The sequence below is a fragment of the Caballeronia hypogeia genome, assembly GCF_001544875.2.
GTDB classification, from domain to species: Bacteria; Pseudomonadota; Gammaproteobacteria; order Burkholderiales; family Burkholderiaceae; genus Caballeronia; species Caballeronia hypogeia.
In genome coordinates this window covers 59,345-74,693 of sequence record NZ_FCOA02000036.1, presented here as the reverse complement: position 1 = coordinate 74,693, position 15,349 = coordinate 59,345, and the positions used below count along the sequence as shown (strand labels likewise).

General features: G+C 61.5%; 13 protein-coding genes. 11 read left to right on the top strand and 2 right to left on the bottom strand.

Annotated features, from left to right (window positions below; translation table 11 throughout):
* The first annotated feature begins 340 nt into the window (after positions 1-340).
* The 4 genes from AWB79_RS32940 (at position 341) to rpoD (ending at position 6,440) form a co-directional block, all read left to right on the top strand.
* Complete coding sequence (locus AWB79_RS32940) at positions 341-1,519, top strand: ParA family protein (RefSeq protein ID WP_061171635.1); 1,179 nt, start codon at positions 341-343, stop codon at positions 1,517-1,519.
* Entirely contained in the window at positions 1,520-2,491 is a 972-nt protein-coding gene (locus AWB79_RS32935) for a ParB/RepB/Spo0J family partition protein (protein WP_061171634.1), read from the top strand.
* A 304-nt stretch (positions 2,492-2,795) separates the two neighbouring features.
* Positions 2,796-4,124 (top strand): replication protein O, encoded by a 1,329-nt coding sequence (locus AWB79_RS38620; protein WP_074169465.1) that lies wholly within the window; start codon positions 2,796-2,798, stop codon positions 4,122-4,124.
* 312 nt (positions 4,125-4,436) lie between these two features.
* Complete coding sequence (gene rpoD / locus AWB79_RS32925) at positions 4,437-6,440, top strand: RNA polymerase sigma factor RpoD (protein WP_061171632.1); 2,004 nt, start codon at positions 4,437-4,439, stop codon at positions 6,438-6,440.
* 96 nt (positions 6,441-6,536) lie between these two features.
* On the opposite strand, the gene AWB79_RS32920 is transcribed toward rpoD, so the two are convergent.
* On the bottom strand, positions 6,537-6,896 hold the full coding sequence (locus AWB79_RS32920) for a hypothetical protein (RefSeq protein ID WP_061171631.1): 360 nt from the start codon (positions 6,894-6,896) through the stop codon (positions 6,537-6,539).
* Positions 6,897-7,325: 429 nt separating this feature from the next.
* Here AWB79_RS32920 and AWB79_RS32915 point away from each other — a divergent pair, with 429 nt between their 5' ends.
* Positions 7,326-8,564 (top strand): MFS transporter, encoded by a 1,239-nt coding sequence (locus AWB79_RS32915; protein ID WP_061171630.1) that lies wholly within the window; start codon positions 7,326-7,328, stop codon positions 8,562-8,564.
* 5 nt (positions 8,565-8,569) lie between these two features.
* Here AWB79_RS32915 and AWB79_RS32910 read toward each other — a convergent pair whose 3' ends face one another.
* Positions 8,570-9,457: a LysR family transcriptional regulator gene (locus tag AWB79_RS32910; protein ID WP_061171629.1), complete on the bottom strand. Its 888-nt coding sequence runs from the start codon at positions 9,455-9,457 to the stop codon at positions 8,570-8,572.
* A 391-nt stretch (positions 9,458-9,848) separates the two neighbouring features.
* Here AWB79_RS32910 and AWB79_RS32905 point away from each other — a divergent pair, with 391 nt between their 5' ends.
* The 6 genes from AWB79_RS32905 (at position 9,849) to AWB79_RS32880 (ending at position 15,349) form a co-directional block, all read left to right on the top strand.
* Complete coding sequence (locus AWB79_RS32905) at positions 9,849-11,243, top strand: acetyl-CoA carboxylase biotin carboxylase subunit (RefSeq protein WP_061171628.1); 1,395 nt, start codon at positions 9,849-9,851, stop codon at positions 11,241-11,243.
* On the top strand, positions 11,240-11,986 hold the full coding sequence (gene pxpB / locus AWB79_RS32900) for a 5-oxoprolinase subunit PxpB (protein ID WP_061171627.1): 747 nt from the start codon (positions 11,240-11,242) through the stop codon (positions 11,984-11,986). The genes AWB79_RS32905 and pxpB overlap by 4 nt, the downstream gene beginning before the upstream one ends.
* Positions 11,983-12,924, top strand: coding sequence for a 5-oxoprolinase subunit C family protein (locus tag AWB79_RS32895; protein WP_061171626.1), 942 nt, complete (start codon positions 11,983-11,985; stop codon positions 12,922-12,924). The genes pxpB and AWB79_RS32895 overlap by 4 nt, the downstream gene beginning before the upstream one ends.
* A 2-nt stretch (positions 12,925-12,926) precedes the next feature.
* Positions 12,927-13,700, top strand: a complete 774-nt coding sequence (locus AWB79_RS32890; protein WP_061171644.1) for a LamB/YcsF family protein — start codon at positions 12,927-12,929, stop codon at positions 13,698-13,700.
* A gap of 8 nt (positions 13,701-13,708) precedes the next feature.
* Positions 13,709-13,939, top strand: a complete 231-nt coding sequence (locus AWB79_RS32885) for a biotin/lipoyl-binding carrier protein (RefSeq protein ID WP_061171625.1) — start codon at positions 13,709-13,711, stop codon at positions 13,937-13,939.
* A gap of 153 nt (positions 13,940-14,092) precedes the next feature.
* Entirely contained in the window at positions 14,093-15,349 is a 1,257-nt protein-coding gene (locus AWB79_RS32880) for an MFS transporter (protein WP_232471093.1), read from the top strand.

The following is a 15,349-nucleotide window of genomic DNA, read 5'->3' as shown; positions in this document are numbered from 1 at the left end:
ACGAGCCGGAACCGAGACTGCACATAAAAACTTTCAGCCGGTAATAGATGAAATGTGCTGCAGCACATTTTCTTTACTTGCAGAACGAGGATATCGGCCGTTTTCTCGGGGTTGAAAAGCTGATCAGGCGCAGTTCTGCGCCGCGTAAACGCGCAGAAACCTCTTAAACTCGCGTAAACGCAGACGGGCAGCGTTGTAAAAATGCCCGGTCGGGGCACTCAAGTACTTCAGAGTTTACTTGAGGTTTACCGGTTCGCCGTTTATTCTTCGGTTTGCAGCTTGTTTTCCACAAACCGAAGAATTTTTTGCTTACCCAGGCCCGCCAGTGACTGCGAACTCCATGCTAAGCGCTCGGCTTCCCGAAGTCGATCAATCCGTTTCGATCGAAACGCTCTTGGGGGTGGCGGCCCAAGCCACTGACATTCTCAATCAGATCCGCGACGCGATGTTGGAGCCGTATCCGCGCAAGAGCGCGCCGACATTCACGAGCGCTCAGGTCGCGTCGCTTTGCGGCATCGACAAGCAGCGGTTCCAGTACCTGACGACCAAGGGTGAATTGCCTGCTGGAACGTCCAAGGGGGCTGGCCGCAGCAAGGAATTCACGCTCGAGGAAGCGCTCACCTGGATTCGCGCGACGAAGGAGCGCACCCGGCGGCCGGAAGACAAACGCGGTCGCATTGTGACCGTCGCGAACTTCAAGGGAGGCGTCGCCAAGACGACTACCGCCGTTTCCGCCGCCCAGGCGCTCACTTTGCTCGGGCGCAAGGTTCTCGTCATCGACTGCGACCCGCAAGGGACTACCACGCAATTGTGCGGATGGGCGCCGGATGCGGAGATTTCGGATGATCAGACCCTTCTTCCGCTCATCTATGGCGATCGGGAAACGTTGCACTATGCCGTGCAGCAAACGTACTGGCACAACCTCGACCTGATTCCGGCTTCGTCGTCGTTGTTCGACGCCGAATTCGAGATTCCGGCGAAAGTCCTCAACGACAGCACCTTCGAATTCTGGGAGATCGTGCGCAAAGGCCTGATGCCGCTGACCGCCGAATACGACGCGATCGTCATCGACACCCCGCCCGCGCTCAGTTATCTCACGATCAACGCGCTGCTGGCGTCGGACGCGATTCTGCTGCCCTGCCCGCCCGAAGCCCTCGACTTCGCGAGCTCGACCCAGTTCTGGCATCTCTTCGCCGACATCGCGAAGAAGTTGCCCGGCGTGCTCGAGCAGAAACGCTTCGACTTCGTCAACGTGATCCTCACGAAGGCTAAGTCGGACGACGTGTCTCGCGTCGTGCGCGGCTGGCTGCAGAAGGCATATGGCGATCGCGTGCTGCCCTTCGAGATTCCGGAGTCGACCGTGCCGAAGGGGGCTTCGGCGCAACTTTCGACGGTCTACGACTTGTCGAAACCGGACGGCAGCACGGCCGCATACAACCGATTCAAAGAGCCGCTCGACCGGCTCGCCGAACACCTCGACGCGCAGTTCGTCCGCGCGTGGAATCAGACGGAGGCGTAAATGGGTATCGGGGATAGACTCCTGGCCAAAACGGCGAACATCGGCAGCAAGCCGACGGAGACAGCGCAACCGCGTCCGGTCAATACGGAACCGCGCACATCGCCCGGCCGGTTGATGGACGCGCAGCACCGCATCAATACGGCGCAGGCGCGCATCAAGGAACTGGAAAGTCAACTCGAGGAGCGGGCGGCGCTGGAAGTGCCGCTCGACGCGCTCGTGGAAGTGAGCGGCCGACGTCGCAAGCTAACCGCCGAACAATTCCAGGAACTGAAAAGCAACCTCGCTCGACACGCGCTCGCGACGCCCATTCTTGTGCGCACACTGCCGGACCAGCGCTATGAAATCGTCGCCGGACACAACCGCGTAGCCGCGTACAGGGAACTGGGGCGCACGACAATTCGCGCCAATGTAGCGTCGATCGAGGAAGGTGAAATCGAATTCGCCGCCTTTTTCTCGAACCTGCTTTCCCCCTCGCTGACCGATTTCGAGAAGTATTGGAACTTTAAGCGGCTGCAGGAATTGAGCGGGCTGACGCGCACCGAAATCTCGGAGAGCGCCGGGTTGAGCAAAAGCCACGTGACGCGAATCTTTTCCTTCGACGCACTTCCTGAGGCCGCGAAAGTGGCGCTCGCCGAGAAGCCGGAAAGATTGGGCAGCAACGCGGCCCAGAAGCTCGCAGCGCTCACCGAAGCGGGCAAATCCGAAAAGGTTGTCGAGGCCGTGCGTCGTCTTATCGATGATGAGAATTTCACGCAGGACAAAGCGGTCGCGCTCGCCGCAGAGAAGCCACGAGCGGTGGCACCCAGTGGGACGGTCGTAAGATCGGGACGAAGAAAGGTTTGCGAGATTTCGACGCGGAATGGAGTGGTCGGCGTTCGATTTTTCGAGAAGGACGCGGGCGAGGCCGAGCAGTGGGGTCAACGAATCGCAGACTTCATCAACAAGTCTTTGAGTGAAGCAGAACAGGAATGAGACTCTAGTAGATTTTCTTTATAAATCAGCGACTTACGAAACAAGTGCCAAGTTTCGAATCGGCGAACCTAGTAGAACTTCCTTATAAATCAATAGGTTAAAAGGCTAACGCCAAAAGAGGCAGCCATGTAACGAACAAGTTCCAGAAAGACAAAAGCCTTCGGCGCCAACCGAAGGCTTTTGAATATCGGGCTTAACTGCTATCGCCCGTCCGCTTCCCGACGCCAATCGGGTCACGAGGTCCACATCTCGAAGTTTAGCGGAACGCGATGGGCAGTCAAGCGTTTGTCCTCCATTTTTAGAAATGGATGTACTTGACATGCGTATCGCGCAACATTCCGTTGCAGGCGAGGCTGAATCTTGCCCCAATACCCGGGAAGCAATCACCAAAGCGGGCGATCAACAGGCGCTTGATGAATTCGCCTGCGACCGATCGAACCTGCCCTGGGTTATCTTCCGCGCAGCGCACCGCGCTACCCACACCGCCGCACTGCCCGCCCGTGCCCGCGCACTGCTCGCCGCGCTGGCCCGAACCGTAGACGCTGCCCGTCCCTACGCTGCCATTTTCGCGCGACGGGAATTGCTAACCGGTCGGGCGCAGCAATCCATGCGTACGTTCTATCGCAGCATGGATGATCTTGAACAGACCGGCTTCATCGCGCGACCGCCTCAGACGCGCTACGGCGCAGCCGGATTGTTCGGACGCGCCTATATTCATCTGACACCGAAGGCGGCAACCTTGCTCGGCCTCGTCGAGACGTCTTCCGACACGGAAGCGCCGCGAATCGAGTCTCCTGAGCATGCCACGCAAGTCGCAACGTCGCCTTCTTTGGCTACTCCGTCTGCCACCGTGGCAGACCGCGCTATATATAAGGATCTAATCCCTTCTACTCAAAAGAGACAACCAGGACGCCTCCCCGCCGACCTCACACGCCTCTTGTCTTTGGGATTTCGAGAATTTCTGATCTTCAAACTCATGCGCGAAGCGAAGCTTCACGACAAGCTGCTTTCCGACGTGGTGGAAGCAAGCTGGGACCATTTGCGTCGTGCTACGCATCCGATCAGCTATCTGCGGACTCTGCTAAAGGCGCCGGTCGATTTCGCCTACCGCGTGCGCTCCAATCGCGCGACCTCCGTCGAACAAGCACGCGAACGCGCTGTTGAGCAGAGATCAGAGGAAGCCGTGAACGGCATCGCTGGTCAATCGTTCGTAAGCCGTGATGGACTCCGTCACTACCAAATTTCCGACGACGCAACGTCCGTCACCATTCAGCATCGCGACGAGCCGCGGCCACGCGTTCATGCGGGATCCTGGGCTCGCGATTTCGTCGCGGCTGTCGACGCCGGGCATATTCTTCGCGTGGGTGCACAGAACCATGCCGACCAGATTGCATGTCTCCGACGCCCTACGGCCGGTCACGAAATGCAGCCGCAGAGTGTTCGCGGCTCCGCTGCAGGCACGATCGCTGCGCACATCGATGAACTGAAGCATTTGCTTCGCTTGAAGCGCGCGGGTGTCGCCCCCAGATGCGAAACAGAGAAGGAGACGGATTCAGCCGCGCGCGGTGGACCGCTCTCGGCCTGTTTGGAGTCGCTTCTGAAGGGTGAATCCGCCATTGCGTCAGCCCCATGATCGGACTTGCGAGGATGTCGCCACTGCGGATCTGGACTTATTCGTCATATGAAACGCGCCTGGCGACGTGCAACCTCTCGATAAAGATTTTGAAAAAAGGTGCTGCGACGCAGCAAGTGCTGGTATAATCTAAGGTTGCGCCTGAATGGGCGATTGGAAAACGCAAACCGCGTTCGAATGCGGTCTGCGTGCTTTGCTCGATGCGATTTTCAGCAAGCCGTCCGTGGTCGAAGCTGTCATCGATATCAGTGCGAGCCGTACGCTCGCGTCCGGGGATCTGTCGTCGCCGAGCAAACCTGTCGAGGAGAAAGTATGGCAAGTTTTGATCGGGAAGATTCGGAGCTGGATGTCGTCGCACCGGCGCGCAAGGCACCAGGCCGACGGGCGAACAAGGGTAAGGGCCAGGCCGGCACGATGCAGCCCGATGTCGCAATGACCGCAGAGCAGAATGAAGAGCGTCAGCGCCAGATGCGCGCGCTCATTCAGTTGGGCAAGGAGCGGGGCTATCTCACGCACGCCGAAATCAACGACCATCTGCCGGACAATTTCGCTGAAACGGCCGCGATGGAAACCATCGTCAGCACGTTCAACGACATGGGCGTCGCTGTCTACGAGCAGGCGCCCGACGCGGAAACGCTGCTTCTGAGCGATAGCGCCCCGAGCGTCGTCACCGACGAGCAATCGGACGAAGAGGCGGAAAACGCGCTCTCGACGGTCGATTCCGAATTCGGCCGCACGACCGACCCCGTGCGCATGTACATGCGCGAGATGGGCGCGACCGAGCTGCTCACGCGCGCTGGCGAAATTGCGATTGCGAAGCGCATCGAAGATGGCCTGCACGAAATGATTCAGGCGATCGCGGCGTGCCCGTCGACGGTCGCGACCATTCTCGCGGACGCGGCGCAAGTCGAATCGGGTGAGCTCAAGATCGACGAGCTGGTCGACGGCCTGAAGGAAGATGACGCTGAAGAGCAGGAAATTTCGTCCTCCGACACAAGCGATTCGGGCGATATCGATACGGACACCGACGATTCGGACAGCGATGAAGAAGACGATGACGATCTCGACGGCGGCGACTCCGGCGCGTCGAACGAAGCACGTCTGAAGCAGCTGAAGGCCGACTGCCTGGAAATCTTCGCGCGTGTCCGCGAGCTCGCCGAACAGGCAAGCAATCCGAAGGGTTCGGGCGCGGTCGCGACCAAGGCCGTCGAAAAGGCGCGCGCCGAGATCCAGCGCGAACTCGGTTCGATCCGCTTCACGGCCAAGACCATTGATCGTCTGTGCGCCAACGTGCAGCAACAAGTTGCGCAGGTGCGCGAAATCGAGCGCCGCGTGCTGCAGATTGCGGTCGATCGTTGTGGCATGCCGCGCGAAAAGTTCGTCGAGTCGTTCCCGGGTCACGAGACCGACCTCGAATGGACCTCGCGCACGGCTGCGGCTTCGAAGCAGTACGGCGCGTCGCTCGAACGCAGCCTGCCGGCGATTCAGGCCGAGCAACAGAAGCTGATCGATATCGAAGGCATGGTCGAAATGCCGCTGAAGCAACTCAAGCAGATCAACCGTCAAATGACGGCTGCCGAGTTGAAGATGCGTCAGGCCAAGCGCGAGATGATCGAAGCCAACCTGCGTCTTGTGATCTCGATCGCGAAGAAGTACGTCAATCGCGGCATGCAGTTCCTGGACCTGATCCAGGAGGGCAACATCGGTCTGATGAAGGCGGTGGACAAGTTCGAATATCGCCGTGGCTGGAAGTTCTCGACCTACGCGACGTGGTGGGTGCGTCAGGCCGTGACGCGTTCGCTCGCCGATCAGGCGCGCACGATCCGCGTGCCGGTTCACATGATCGAAACGATCAACAAGCTGAACCGCATTTCGCGCGAGATTCTGCAGCAGACCGGTCAGGAAGCGCATCCGTCGGTGCTCGCCGAGCGCATGGAAATGCCCGAAGAAAAGATTCGCGGCATTCTCAAGATCGCGAAGCAGCCCGTGTCGCTCGAGACGCCGGTCGGCGAAGACGCCGATGCGACGCTCGGCGACATGATCGAAGACCAGGGCGCCGCTTCTCCGGCGGACGCGGCGGTGCACGCGAACATGCGTGCCGCGATCGACGATGCGCTCAACGCGTTGTCGCCGCGCGAGGCGAAGGTGCTGCGCATGCGCTTTGGTATCGATACGGCTTCGGACTATACGCTCGAAGAGTTGGGCAAGCAGTTCGACGTGACGCGCGAGCGTATCCGCCAGATCGAAAGCAAGGCGATGCGCAAGCTCATGCACCCGAGCCGCGCCGACAAGCTGCGTCCGTTCCTGGATCGCTGATCCACCGCGCCGCCCGAACGGCTGTTCGGGCGAACGCTCGAAGCGCGTGCCGTCCCAATCGGGCGGCACGCGCTTTTCTTATTGCCAGAAATCGAATCAGCCGTGCGTCGTGCCTTTCGGCGCGGAACTCGACGCGCACGCTTGCAGTGCGGCGATCGCCTTGTGCGCCAGCGTGAGCGTTTCTTCGCAGGCCAGTGGATCGCGGAAAATCGAACAGCCGCCGCCCGCATCGATGCGGGCGACCGCGTTGCGCACCTTGTCGAGCGCGGATTGCGGAGAGCCCGTGTCCCGGATGATCGAGGCGATGTCGAACGCGCTGCCTGCATCGGTTTCGACGTAGCCGGGGCATTGCGTCTGAGCGTGAGCCGCGACGCAGATCAGGCCGATCCCGGCGACAACGGGAAGCCGTCTTACACGAGGGAAGCTCAGGGAAAGGGGACAGGAGAGGGCATTCATAAGCGAAACTCCCTTCGAACAACGCATGGATCACTGACACATCCGGCGCACGTAAAGCGACAGGACGGACGCGCGCATTTGTCCACAGATCTCGTGCACAAGCATGTGGATATCCTGAGCATCGCCGGGCCAACGTATTGATCCACAACGGATTTCACGTGGAGAGCGATTTTCGCGCGCTGATTCGCCTTACATTGTGAACCCGTTGCGCGAAGCGTGTCGGCCAGCCGGAAACAACCCGGTCCTGCGAGCATTAAAGCGCAGATTCTCATACCCAATTCGAAGACGTTCCCGAATCGTGGCTCCTGTCGTCGCGAGTCGGCGAGGAAATTGTTCGCCGGAGCCGGCAACTCTGTTCAGGGCGCGATGCTTTTTCCCGAGCGGAACACAGCCTAAAGTGTCAGACTTCAATCTGGCATTGATCACATCATGCAAATCGAAACGCCCGCAATTCCAGCCTCATTAAACGGTACTTCCACGACAACCCGCCAATGGCTTGCCGTCGTGGCGGTCGCTGTCAGCGCATTCGCTTTCGTCACAGGCGAATTTTTGCCGGTCGGATTACTGCCGCAGATCGCACACGACCTTGGTGTGTCACCAGGTGTCGCCGGCTTGATGATAACGACGCCCGGTGTGCTGGCCGCGATCTTCGCCCCGATGCTCATCGTGCTCGCGGGCCGCATGGATCGCCGGCACGTTTTCCTGTTGCTCACCGCCGTGCTGATGATCTCCAACATCGTGTGCGCCGTTGCAGCGAGCTTCCCGATGATGCTGGTCGGGCGCGCCTTGCTGGGCGCCGCGCTCGGCGGCTTCTGGACGCTGGCGACCGCAGCCGCGCCGCGGCTCGTGCAGGCGAAGGACGCCGCAAAATCCACTGCCACGATTCTGACCGGCGTCACGTGCGCAACGGTCATCGGCGTGCCGCTCGGAACCTTTATCGCGTCGTTTGCGTCCTGGCGTCTGTCCTTCGCCGCCACTGCGGGACTGGTCGCGGTGGCATTGATTGCGCAGGCGCTGCTCGTGCCTTCGCTGCCGTCGGCATCGGCGTTGCGCGTCGCTCATTTCAAGGCGTTGCTCAAGAGGCCGCATACGCGCCTGAGCATGTTGATGGTCGCGCTTGTCTTCGGAGCGCATTTCTCGACCTATACGTACATCGCGCCGCTGCTCGAACAGGATTTCTCCCTGAGCGCCATCACGTTGCTGCTCTTCGGATTCGGCCTGATCGGTTTCTTCTCCAATGCGCTGATGTCGATGGCGGTGTCGGGCCACCTGAAGAAGTCCGTCGCCGTGATGGTATTGCTGCTGCTTGCTGCGCTGTCGTCAATGTTGCTGCTCGAGCATTCGACCATCGGCGAGACCGCGGGCATGCTGCTCTGGGGTATCGCGTTCGGCGCGCTGCCGCTTTGCTTCAGCGTGTGGATTCAGCGTGGCACGGCGGACCTGCCGGAAGCGGGATCGGCCATGTTCGTGAGCATCATTCAGGTCGCGATTGCCGCAGGCTCGGCCGTCGGCGGCGCGATTGTCGACCGTGCCGGCGTGCATGCCGACTTCATGCTCGGGCTCGGACTCGCGATGCTCGGTCTCGTGACGCTGCAACGTCTCTCTTCCATGGAGCGGCCCGTCAAGGCGTCGTCTTTCAAGGGCGCGTGCGACGCTTCGGCCGACTGAATGAGTTATGTGTCTTCATCGGTATCGTTCCCCGCGATACCGATGATGAGCTTGGTCAGCAGCCGCGCAGGGTCGCTCAAGCTCCCTCGCGCGCGATGCACGAGCCCCACCTCGCGGTGGAAGGTGTGTTCGCCCAGATCGATCGCGCGCACCGCCGCTGGCCAGCGCTTGTGAGTTGCAACCTCCGGAACCAGCGCAACGCCCACGCCGTTCGCAACCAGACGCACGATCGCCTCCAGTTCGTCGACTTCGCACAACTCCTGCAATGAGAAGTGCATGCCCCGCAGAAAACGATCGACCAGCCGTCCTCCGAACGATGTCCGGTCGTAGCGGATGAACGGTCGCGTGGACAGCAACTCGGCCCAGTCGTCCTCCGACGCGTTTCGTGGAACCAGCAAGCGGAACGGCTCACTGGCCAGCGTCGTCCAGCGAAGATCCTTGTGCAAGGCAAATGGCGGCCGGATGATCGCCGCCATGTCGATTTCTCCGGCATCGACAAGGTTCACGAGTTCCATCGAAAGGCCCGGAATCACGCGCGACCGCGCCTCGGGACATTGACGGTGGAATTTCGCGAGCGCATCGGGCAGAAGAGAGCGCTGCAGTGAAGCGATTGCGCCGACGCTCACGAGAACATTAGCCGCGTGACCAACCGGTGTCGTGCCCAGATTGTTGTACATCCGGATGAGCTCTTGAGCCTGCGAAAGAATCTGCTCGCCCGTTTTGTTCAGATGCGCGGAGCGTCCGCTGCGGTCGAACAGCGTCAAACCCAGCTCTGATTCGAGCCGTTGCATCTGCGCGCTGACCGCGGCCTGCGTCAGTCCGATCTTGTCTCCCGCCGCTGCGAATGTACCTTCACGCGCGACCGCCACCAGCGTTTTCAACTCTCGAATCATCTACAAATCCCCTTTGTGATTGGATCGGGAATCCATTGATTCTATTTACGTGTGGACGTTTCCACAATCCAGTCACGCCGCGCGTTCGAAGAAGGAGGCGCGAGTCGACTCATAGAAATTTCTTTTACTCAGTCCAAAAATATATAGCTATTCGTGTTTTTTTGAAACATTAGACTCGGTCTCATGTTGAACCACGGCTACCACACATGACGTCCAGAACAAAAGAGCCGAAATCGACCCGGATTGATCAGAGACAAACAGGCAATCCGATCCTCGCAGCAAGCGTCGGCTGACCCGCTTCGCCTGATGCCCGACAGACGGCGAAACGCCGCACCGGGTATATCCGGCAGCCGATTCTTCATTCCGCACGAACGACACATCAACCGAGCTTATGAAACGAATTCTTGTCGCCAATCGCGGAGAGATTGCGTGCCGCATCATCAAGGCAGCGCATGGACTGGGTATGGAGACTGTCGCGGTCTATTCTGAAGCGGACAAGGGCGCGAAACATACCGAGATCGCCGATATTGCCGTTGCCGTCGGCCCGGCTCCCGCGCAGAAGAGCTATCTGAATGTGCAGGCCGTGCTCGATGCCGGCGCGGAGCACGGCGCAGACGGCGTGCATCCCGGCTACGGCTTCCTCTCGGAAAACACCGACTTCGCGCGCGCCGCCGAAGAGCGCGGCATGACGTGGATCGGTCCTTCGACCGCATCCATCGAAAACATGGGCGACAAGAACCGCGCCCGAACCATTGCCGAGCAATGCGGCGTTCCCGTACTTCCCGGAAGCATTCGCTTCTCGCCCGACGACCTGTCGAAGCTCGAACAGGAGGCCGCGCGCGTCGGGTTTCCACTGCTCGTAAAGGCATCCGGTGGCGGTGGCGGCATCGGCATGAAGCGCGTCGATTCAATGGACGGATTGCGCGCCACGGTGACGACCACGCAGGAACTCGCCGCGAAAGCCTTCGGCGATGCGGGCGTTTATCTCGAGCGCTATGTGCCGCGCGCGCGTCACATCGAGATTCAGGTGTTCGGTTACGGCGATGGCACGGCCGTTCATCTGTTCGAACGCGAGTGCTCGATTCAGCGGCGCTTCCAGAAGATCGTCGAGGAAAGTCCTGCGCCCGGTTTGCCGGCCGATGTTCTCGCGCGCATGGAATCGGCGGCCGTCGCGCTCACCGAGAACCAGCGATACAGCGGCGCCGGCACGGTCGAGTTCATCGTCGATGCGGAGACCAACGAGTTCTTCTTCCTCGAGATGAACACGCGCATTCAGGTGGAGCACGGCGTCACCGAAGCCATCACCGGATGGGACCTCGTGCAAGCGCAGATCCTGCTGGCCGCGGGACGCCTCAAGCGCCTCGAGCAGAGCGCGATCCGGCGTCGCGGCGCGGCGATCGAATGCCGTCTGTATGCCGAGAATCCGGCGAAGAACTTCATGCCGTCGCCGGGCAAGCTCGCGAAGTTCGTGCTGCCGGAAGGAGTCGATGGCGTGCGTATCGACACCGGCGTGCGCGCCGGCGATGCCATCTCGCCGTTCTATGACCCGATGATCGCGAAATTCATCGCGTCGGGAAGCGACCGGAATCAGGCGCTGGAGATCATGTCGGCGGCGCTGTCGCATCTGCAGATCGAGGGCATCAAACACAACGGCGCGTTTCTTTCCGCGTTGATGCAGCATCCCGATTTCGTCGCGGGCCGGGTGGACACGGGCTTCGTTCCGCGCGAAATCAAGAATCTGCTCGCTGCTGCGAGTGGAACGGTGCATGACGGAGTGTCGGCATGAGCGCGAACTCATCCACTGCGGCGAAGGCTTATCGGTTGCGCCATTCCGGCGAGAGAACGGTGATCGTCGAGGTGCAGTCGAGTGATCGCATTGCCGCGAATCGTGTCGCGCGCGAGATTGCCGCGCGCATCTCCGCCGCCGGTCACGCGTTCATCCACGACATCGTTCCCGCGATGACCACGGTCGGCGTTCACTACGACCCACATCGCGTCGATGTCGGCACGAGCGGCCAGCTTCCGTATCAGGTGATCGAAGTTCTGCTCGAGCGGATTCTCGATGAAAGCCGCGAAGCTTCGACGAACGCGGGTCGCGTGGTCGACATTCCTGTCTGCTACGGCGGCGAATACGGCCCGGATCTCGCCGAGGTCGCACAGAACTCGGGGATCAGCGCGAGCGACGTCGTGAAGCTTCACACGAGCGAACTCGTCGACGTGATGATGATCGGTTTCGCGCCGGGCCATCCGTACATCGGGCTCTTCGACGAACAGCTTGCTCCGCCGCGCCGCGCCACGCCACGCACGGCGGTTCCGCCCGGTTCGGTGGGTCTCGCGAATCGGCAGAGCGTCATCTATCCGGTGACCTTGCCCGGCGGCTGGAATCTGATCGGACGGACGCCCTTGCGGATGTTCGATCCGTCGCGGCCCGATCCGTGTCTTCTCCAGGCGGGCGACAAGATCAGATTCGTTTCGATCAGTCCCGCCGAGTTCGACGCCTTGAATGAACATGCCGGAGCTGCGCAATGAGCATCGAAGTGGTGAAACCCGGAGCGTTGACCACGTTGCAGGATCTGGGACGTCGCGGCTTTCAGAAGCTCGGCGTTCCCGTCAACGGTGTGATGGATGAGCGGTCTCATCGGCTGGCGAATGCGCTGGTCGGCAACGTCCAAAGTCAGGGAACGCTGGAAGTCACGCTGATGGGGCCGACGCTGCGCTTCACCGTGGACGCGGTCATCGCGGTGACCGGCGCGGACCTCGACGCCAAACTGAACGGCGAGCCGTTGCCGCGCGACCGCGCGACCGCCGTCAGCGCGGGGAGCGAACTCGCGTTCGGCAAGCGTCGATCGGGCGTGCGGGCTTACATCGCGGTTCGCGGCGGCTTCAACGTCGATCCGGTGATGGGCAGCGCAAGCCTCTTCGCTCGCGGTGGATACGGCGGATTCGCCGGCCGCGCGCTTGCCAAGGGCGATGTGATCCGGCTGAACGACGCGTCGAAGGCAAGGACCGCGAACATCGACGGAAACCTCGCGGCGCTGGATCGGGACGTTCTCGCCGACGCCGAAGCGCCGATCCGCGTCATTGCCGGGCGCGAGTGGGAACGTTTCGATGCGGCTTCCCAAAGCGCGTTTCAGCACGAGCCGTTTCGCATGACGCCGCAGTCCGATCGCATGGGCTTTCGCCTCGAAGGTCCGAAGCTCGCACTCACGCAGGCGTGTCAGATGGAATCGGAAGCGCTGGGCTTCGGCGCGATCCAGGTTCCGGCAGATGGAAACCCCATCGTTCTGATGGCGGACCGGCAGACCACGGGCGGTTATCCGAAGATCGCGCAGGTGTGCGCCGTCGACTTGCCGCGCCTCGCGCAGAAGATGCCGGGAGAGTCGATCAGATTCAGCGTGATCGGTATCGACGAGGCGCAGCGCCTGCTGCTGGCGCAGCAACGCACGTTTGCAACATGGGAGGCGTGAGCATGCCGACAATCGATTTCAACAGCGACATGGGCGAGAGCTTCGGCGTCTATCGCCTCGGAGCGGATCGCGAGGTGCTTCGGCATGTCACGTCGGCGAACATCGCGTGCGGTTTTCATGCCGGCGATCCGCGCACCATCCGGGCGACGGTGCACGCGGCCGTCGAGGCGAATGTCGCGATCGGCGCGCATCCCGGCTACCACGACCTGCAAGGTTTCGGCCGTCGCCCGATGCAGTTGAGCCCCGACGAAATCTACGACATCACGGTGTATCAGGTCGGCGCGGTGAAGGCGTTTGCCGAAGCCTGTGGCGGACGCCTCGCGCACGTGAAGGCGCATGGCGCGCTCTACAACGTCGCGGCGCGCGATCACGACGTGGCGCGCGCGCTGTGCGCCGCGGTCCGCGATATCGACCGCGATCTGATCTTCTTCGGCCTCTCGGGTTCGAAGCTCGTCGATGCCGCTCGCGAAGCGGGCCTGCGCTGCGCGCAGGAAGTCTTCGCCGACCGGACGTATCAGGACGATGGCGCGTTGACCCCGCGCGGCGACCCTCGCGCGATGATCACGAACGTAGACGAAGCAGTCGAACAGGTTATGACAATGCTCGAATGCAAGCGCGTTCGTTCGGTGAACGGCGCATGGGTCGACGTGCAACCCGACACGCTCTGCATTCACGGCGACCAGCCCGGCGCGGCCGCGTTCGCCGCGGCAGTCAGCGGCGCATTGCGCGCCGCCGGCGTCACGATTCAGGCACCCGGCATTTCGCCACAAGCTTAGAGACCACAATGACAAAACAGGCTATCCCCATTCTCGCGGAAACAACCGGCTCCCTCTGGAAGATCGTCGCGCAACCGGGCGAGCATCACCCGGCAGGCGCGGAACTCTTCGTCCTCGAGTCCATGAAGATGGAGATTCCCGTCGAGGCCGAAGTCTCGGGAACCATCCACGAGTATCACGTCGCGGAAGGCGATGTCATCGAAGAAGGGCAGGTCGTCGCCACCTTCATTCCGGACTGAAAATCGCCGCCTTCGAGCTGAGCACAACGACCGGCATATCGGCGTGGGCTAATTGCCGGTTGCCAGTAATCCTAATGGGATGATTCCATGTCTAACGCTTCGTCAGCCACTATCGAGGCTCCGGCTTCTTCCGCCGGAACCATGCCGACTGCAATGGCGAGAAAAGCAGCCGTCGCGGCCGCCGCCGGAACCGCAATCGAGTATTACGAATTCGGCGTGTATGGGTACATGGCCGCGATCATCGGGCCGTTGTTCTTTCCGGCGGACGAGCCGACCGCCGCGCTGCTGTCCGTGCTCGCCATCTTCGGCAGCGCGTTCCTGATGCGGCCGATCGGCGGCATCGTGCTCGGTCGTCTGGGTGACCGGGTGGGGCGTCGCTCGGTGCTGCTGACCACGGTCATCGGCATGGGTATCGCGACCGCCGCCGTCGGCGTGCTGCCGATCGCATCGGTGGCCGGCATCTTCGCACCGCTCGCCTTGCTGATCGTGCGCCTCGCGCAAGGCTTCTTCTCGGGCGCCGAAGTCACCGGCTCCGCCGCTTATGTCGCCGAATCCGCACCGCGCGGCCGTCGCGGCTTTTATGGCGCGGCCACGCCTGTCGGTGTCGCGATCGGCGGCGCGCTCGCGGCGGCGGTTTGCGGTCTGACGACGGGCTTCATGAGCAGCGCGCAACTGCACGACTGGGGATGGCGCATTCCTTTCCTCATGGCGCTGCCGCTGGTCTTGTTCTCGGCGTTGATGCGCCGACGCATCGAGGAATCGGCGGTGTTCAAGCGCGCGGCCGAATCGAGCGAGCCGCCCAAGGCGCCGCTGGCGGAAGTGTTCAAGCATCATCGCCTGCCGATGCTGCGCGTCTTCCTGATCTCGCTCGGTCAGAACGTCGGCTACTGGGTGGGCTTCGTGTTCATGAGCATCTACCTGATCACCTACCTGAAGTACGACAAGACGAGCGTATATTGGGCGATGTCCCTCGTGAGCATCACGATGGCCATGCTGATGCCGATGTGGGGCGGACTGTCGGACCGGATCGGGCGCAAGAAGGTGCTGTATATCGGCTTTGCGGCCTATGCCGTGCTCGTCATCCCGATGATGATGCTGATGAACCTGCACAACACCGCGCTCACGTTCCTCGCGCTGTTCGTCGTCGCGCTGCCGATGCCGATCGTGCAATCGGTGGGCTATCCGACGTACGCCGAGCAGTTCCCCACGCGCGTCCGTTACACCGGCATGGCGTTCAGCTTCAACTTCGGCACGATTCTCGGCGGCGGCGTGACGCCTTATATCGCGACGGCGCTCATCGGCCAGACGGGGAATCTGCTGAGCCCGGCTTTCCTGCTCGTGGGTGCTGCGGTGATCGGGTTCCTGACGCTGATCGGCGTGCGCGAAACCGCCGACGAAGCGCTGGCGTGA

Coding starts and splice junctions, on each gene's coding strand:
- AWB79_RS32895 (WP_061171626.1), top strand. CDS start 11,983: ATGAGCATCGAAGTGGTGAAACCCGGAGCGTTGACCACGTTGCAGGAT.
- AWB79_RS32885 (WP_061171625.1), top strand. CDS start 13,709: ATGACAAAACAGGCTATCCCCATTCTCGCGGAAACAACCGGCTCCCTC.
- pxpB (WP_061171627.1), top strand. CDS start 11,240: ATGAGCGCGAACTCATCCACTGCGGCGAAGGCTTATCGGTTGCGCCAT.
- AWB79_RS32920 (WP_061171631.1), bottom strand. CDS start 6,896: ATGAATGCCCTCTCCTGTCCCCTTTCCCTGAGCTTCCCTCGTGTAAGA.
- AWB79_RS32940 (WP_061171635.1), top strand. CDS start 341: ATGCTAAGCGCTCGGCTTCCCGAAGTCGATCAATCCGTTTCGATCGAA.
- AWB79_RS38620 (WP_074169465.1), top strand. CDS start 2,796: ATGGATGTACTTGACATGCGTATCGCGCAACATTCCGTTGCAGGCGAG.
- rpoD (WP_061171632.1), top strand. CDS start 4,437: ATGGCAAGTTTTGATCGGGAAGATTCGGAGCTGGATGTCGTCGCACCG.
- AWB79_RS32910 (WP_061171629.1), bottom strand. CDS start 9,457: ATGATTCGAGAGTTGAAAACGCTGGTGGCGGTCGCGCGTGAAGGTACA.
- AWB79_RS32880 (WP_232471093.1), top strand. CDS start 14,093: ATGGCGAGAAAAGCAGCCGTCGCGGCCGCCGCCGGAACCGCAATCGAG.
- AWB79_RS32905 (WP_061171628.1), top strand. CDS start 9,849: ATGAAACGAATTCTTGTCGCCAATCGCGGAGAGATTGCGTGCCGCATC.
- AWB79_RS32915 (WP_061171630.1), top strand. CDS start 7,326: ATGCAAATCGAAACGCCCGCAATTCCAGCCTCATTAAACGGTACTTCC.
- AWB79_RS32935 (WP_061171634.1), top strand. CDS start 1,520: ATGGGTATCGGGGATAGACTCCTGGCCAAAACGGCGAACATCGGCAGC.
- AWB79_RS32890 (WP_061171644.1), top strand. CDS start 12,927: ATGCCGACAATCGATTTCAACAGCGACATGGGCGAGAGCTTCGGCGTC.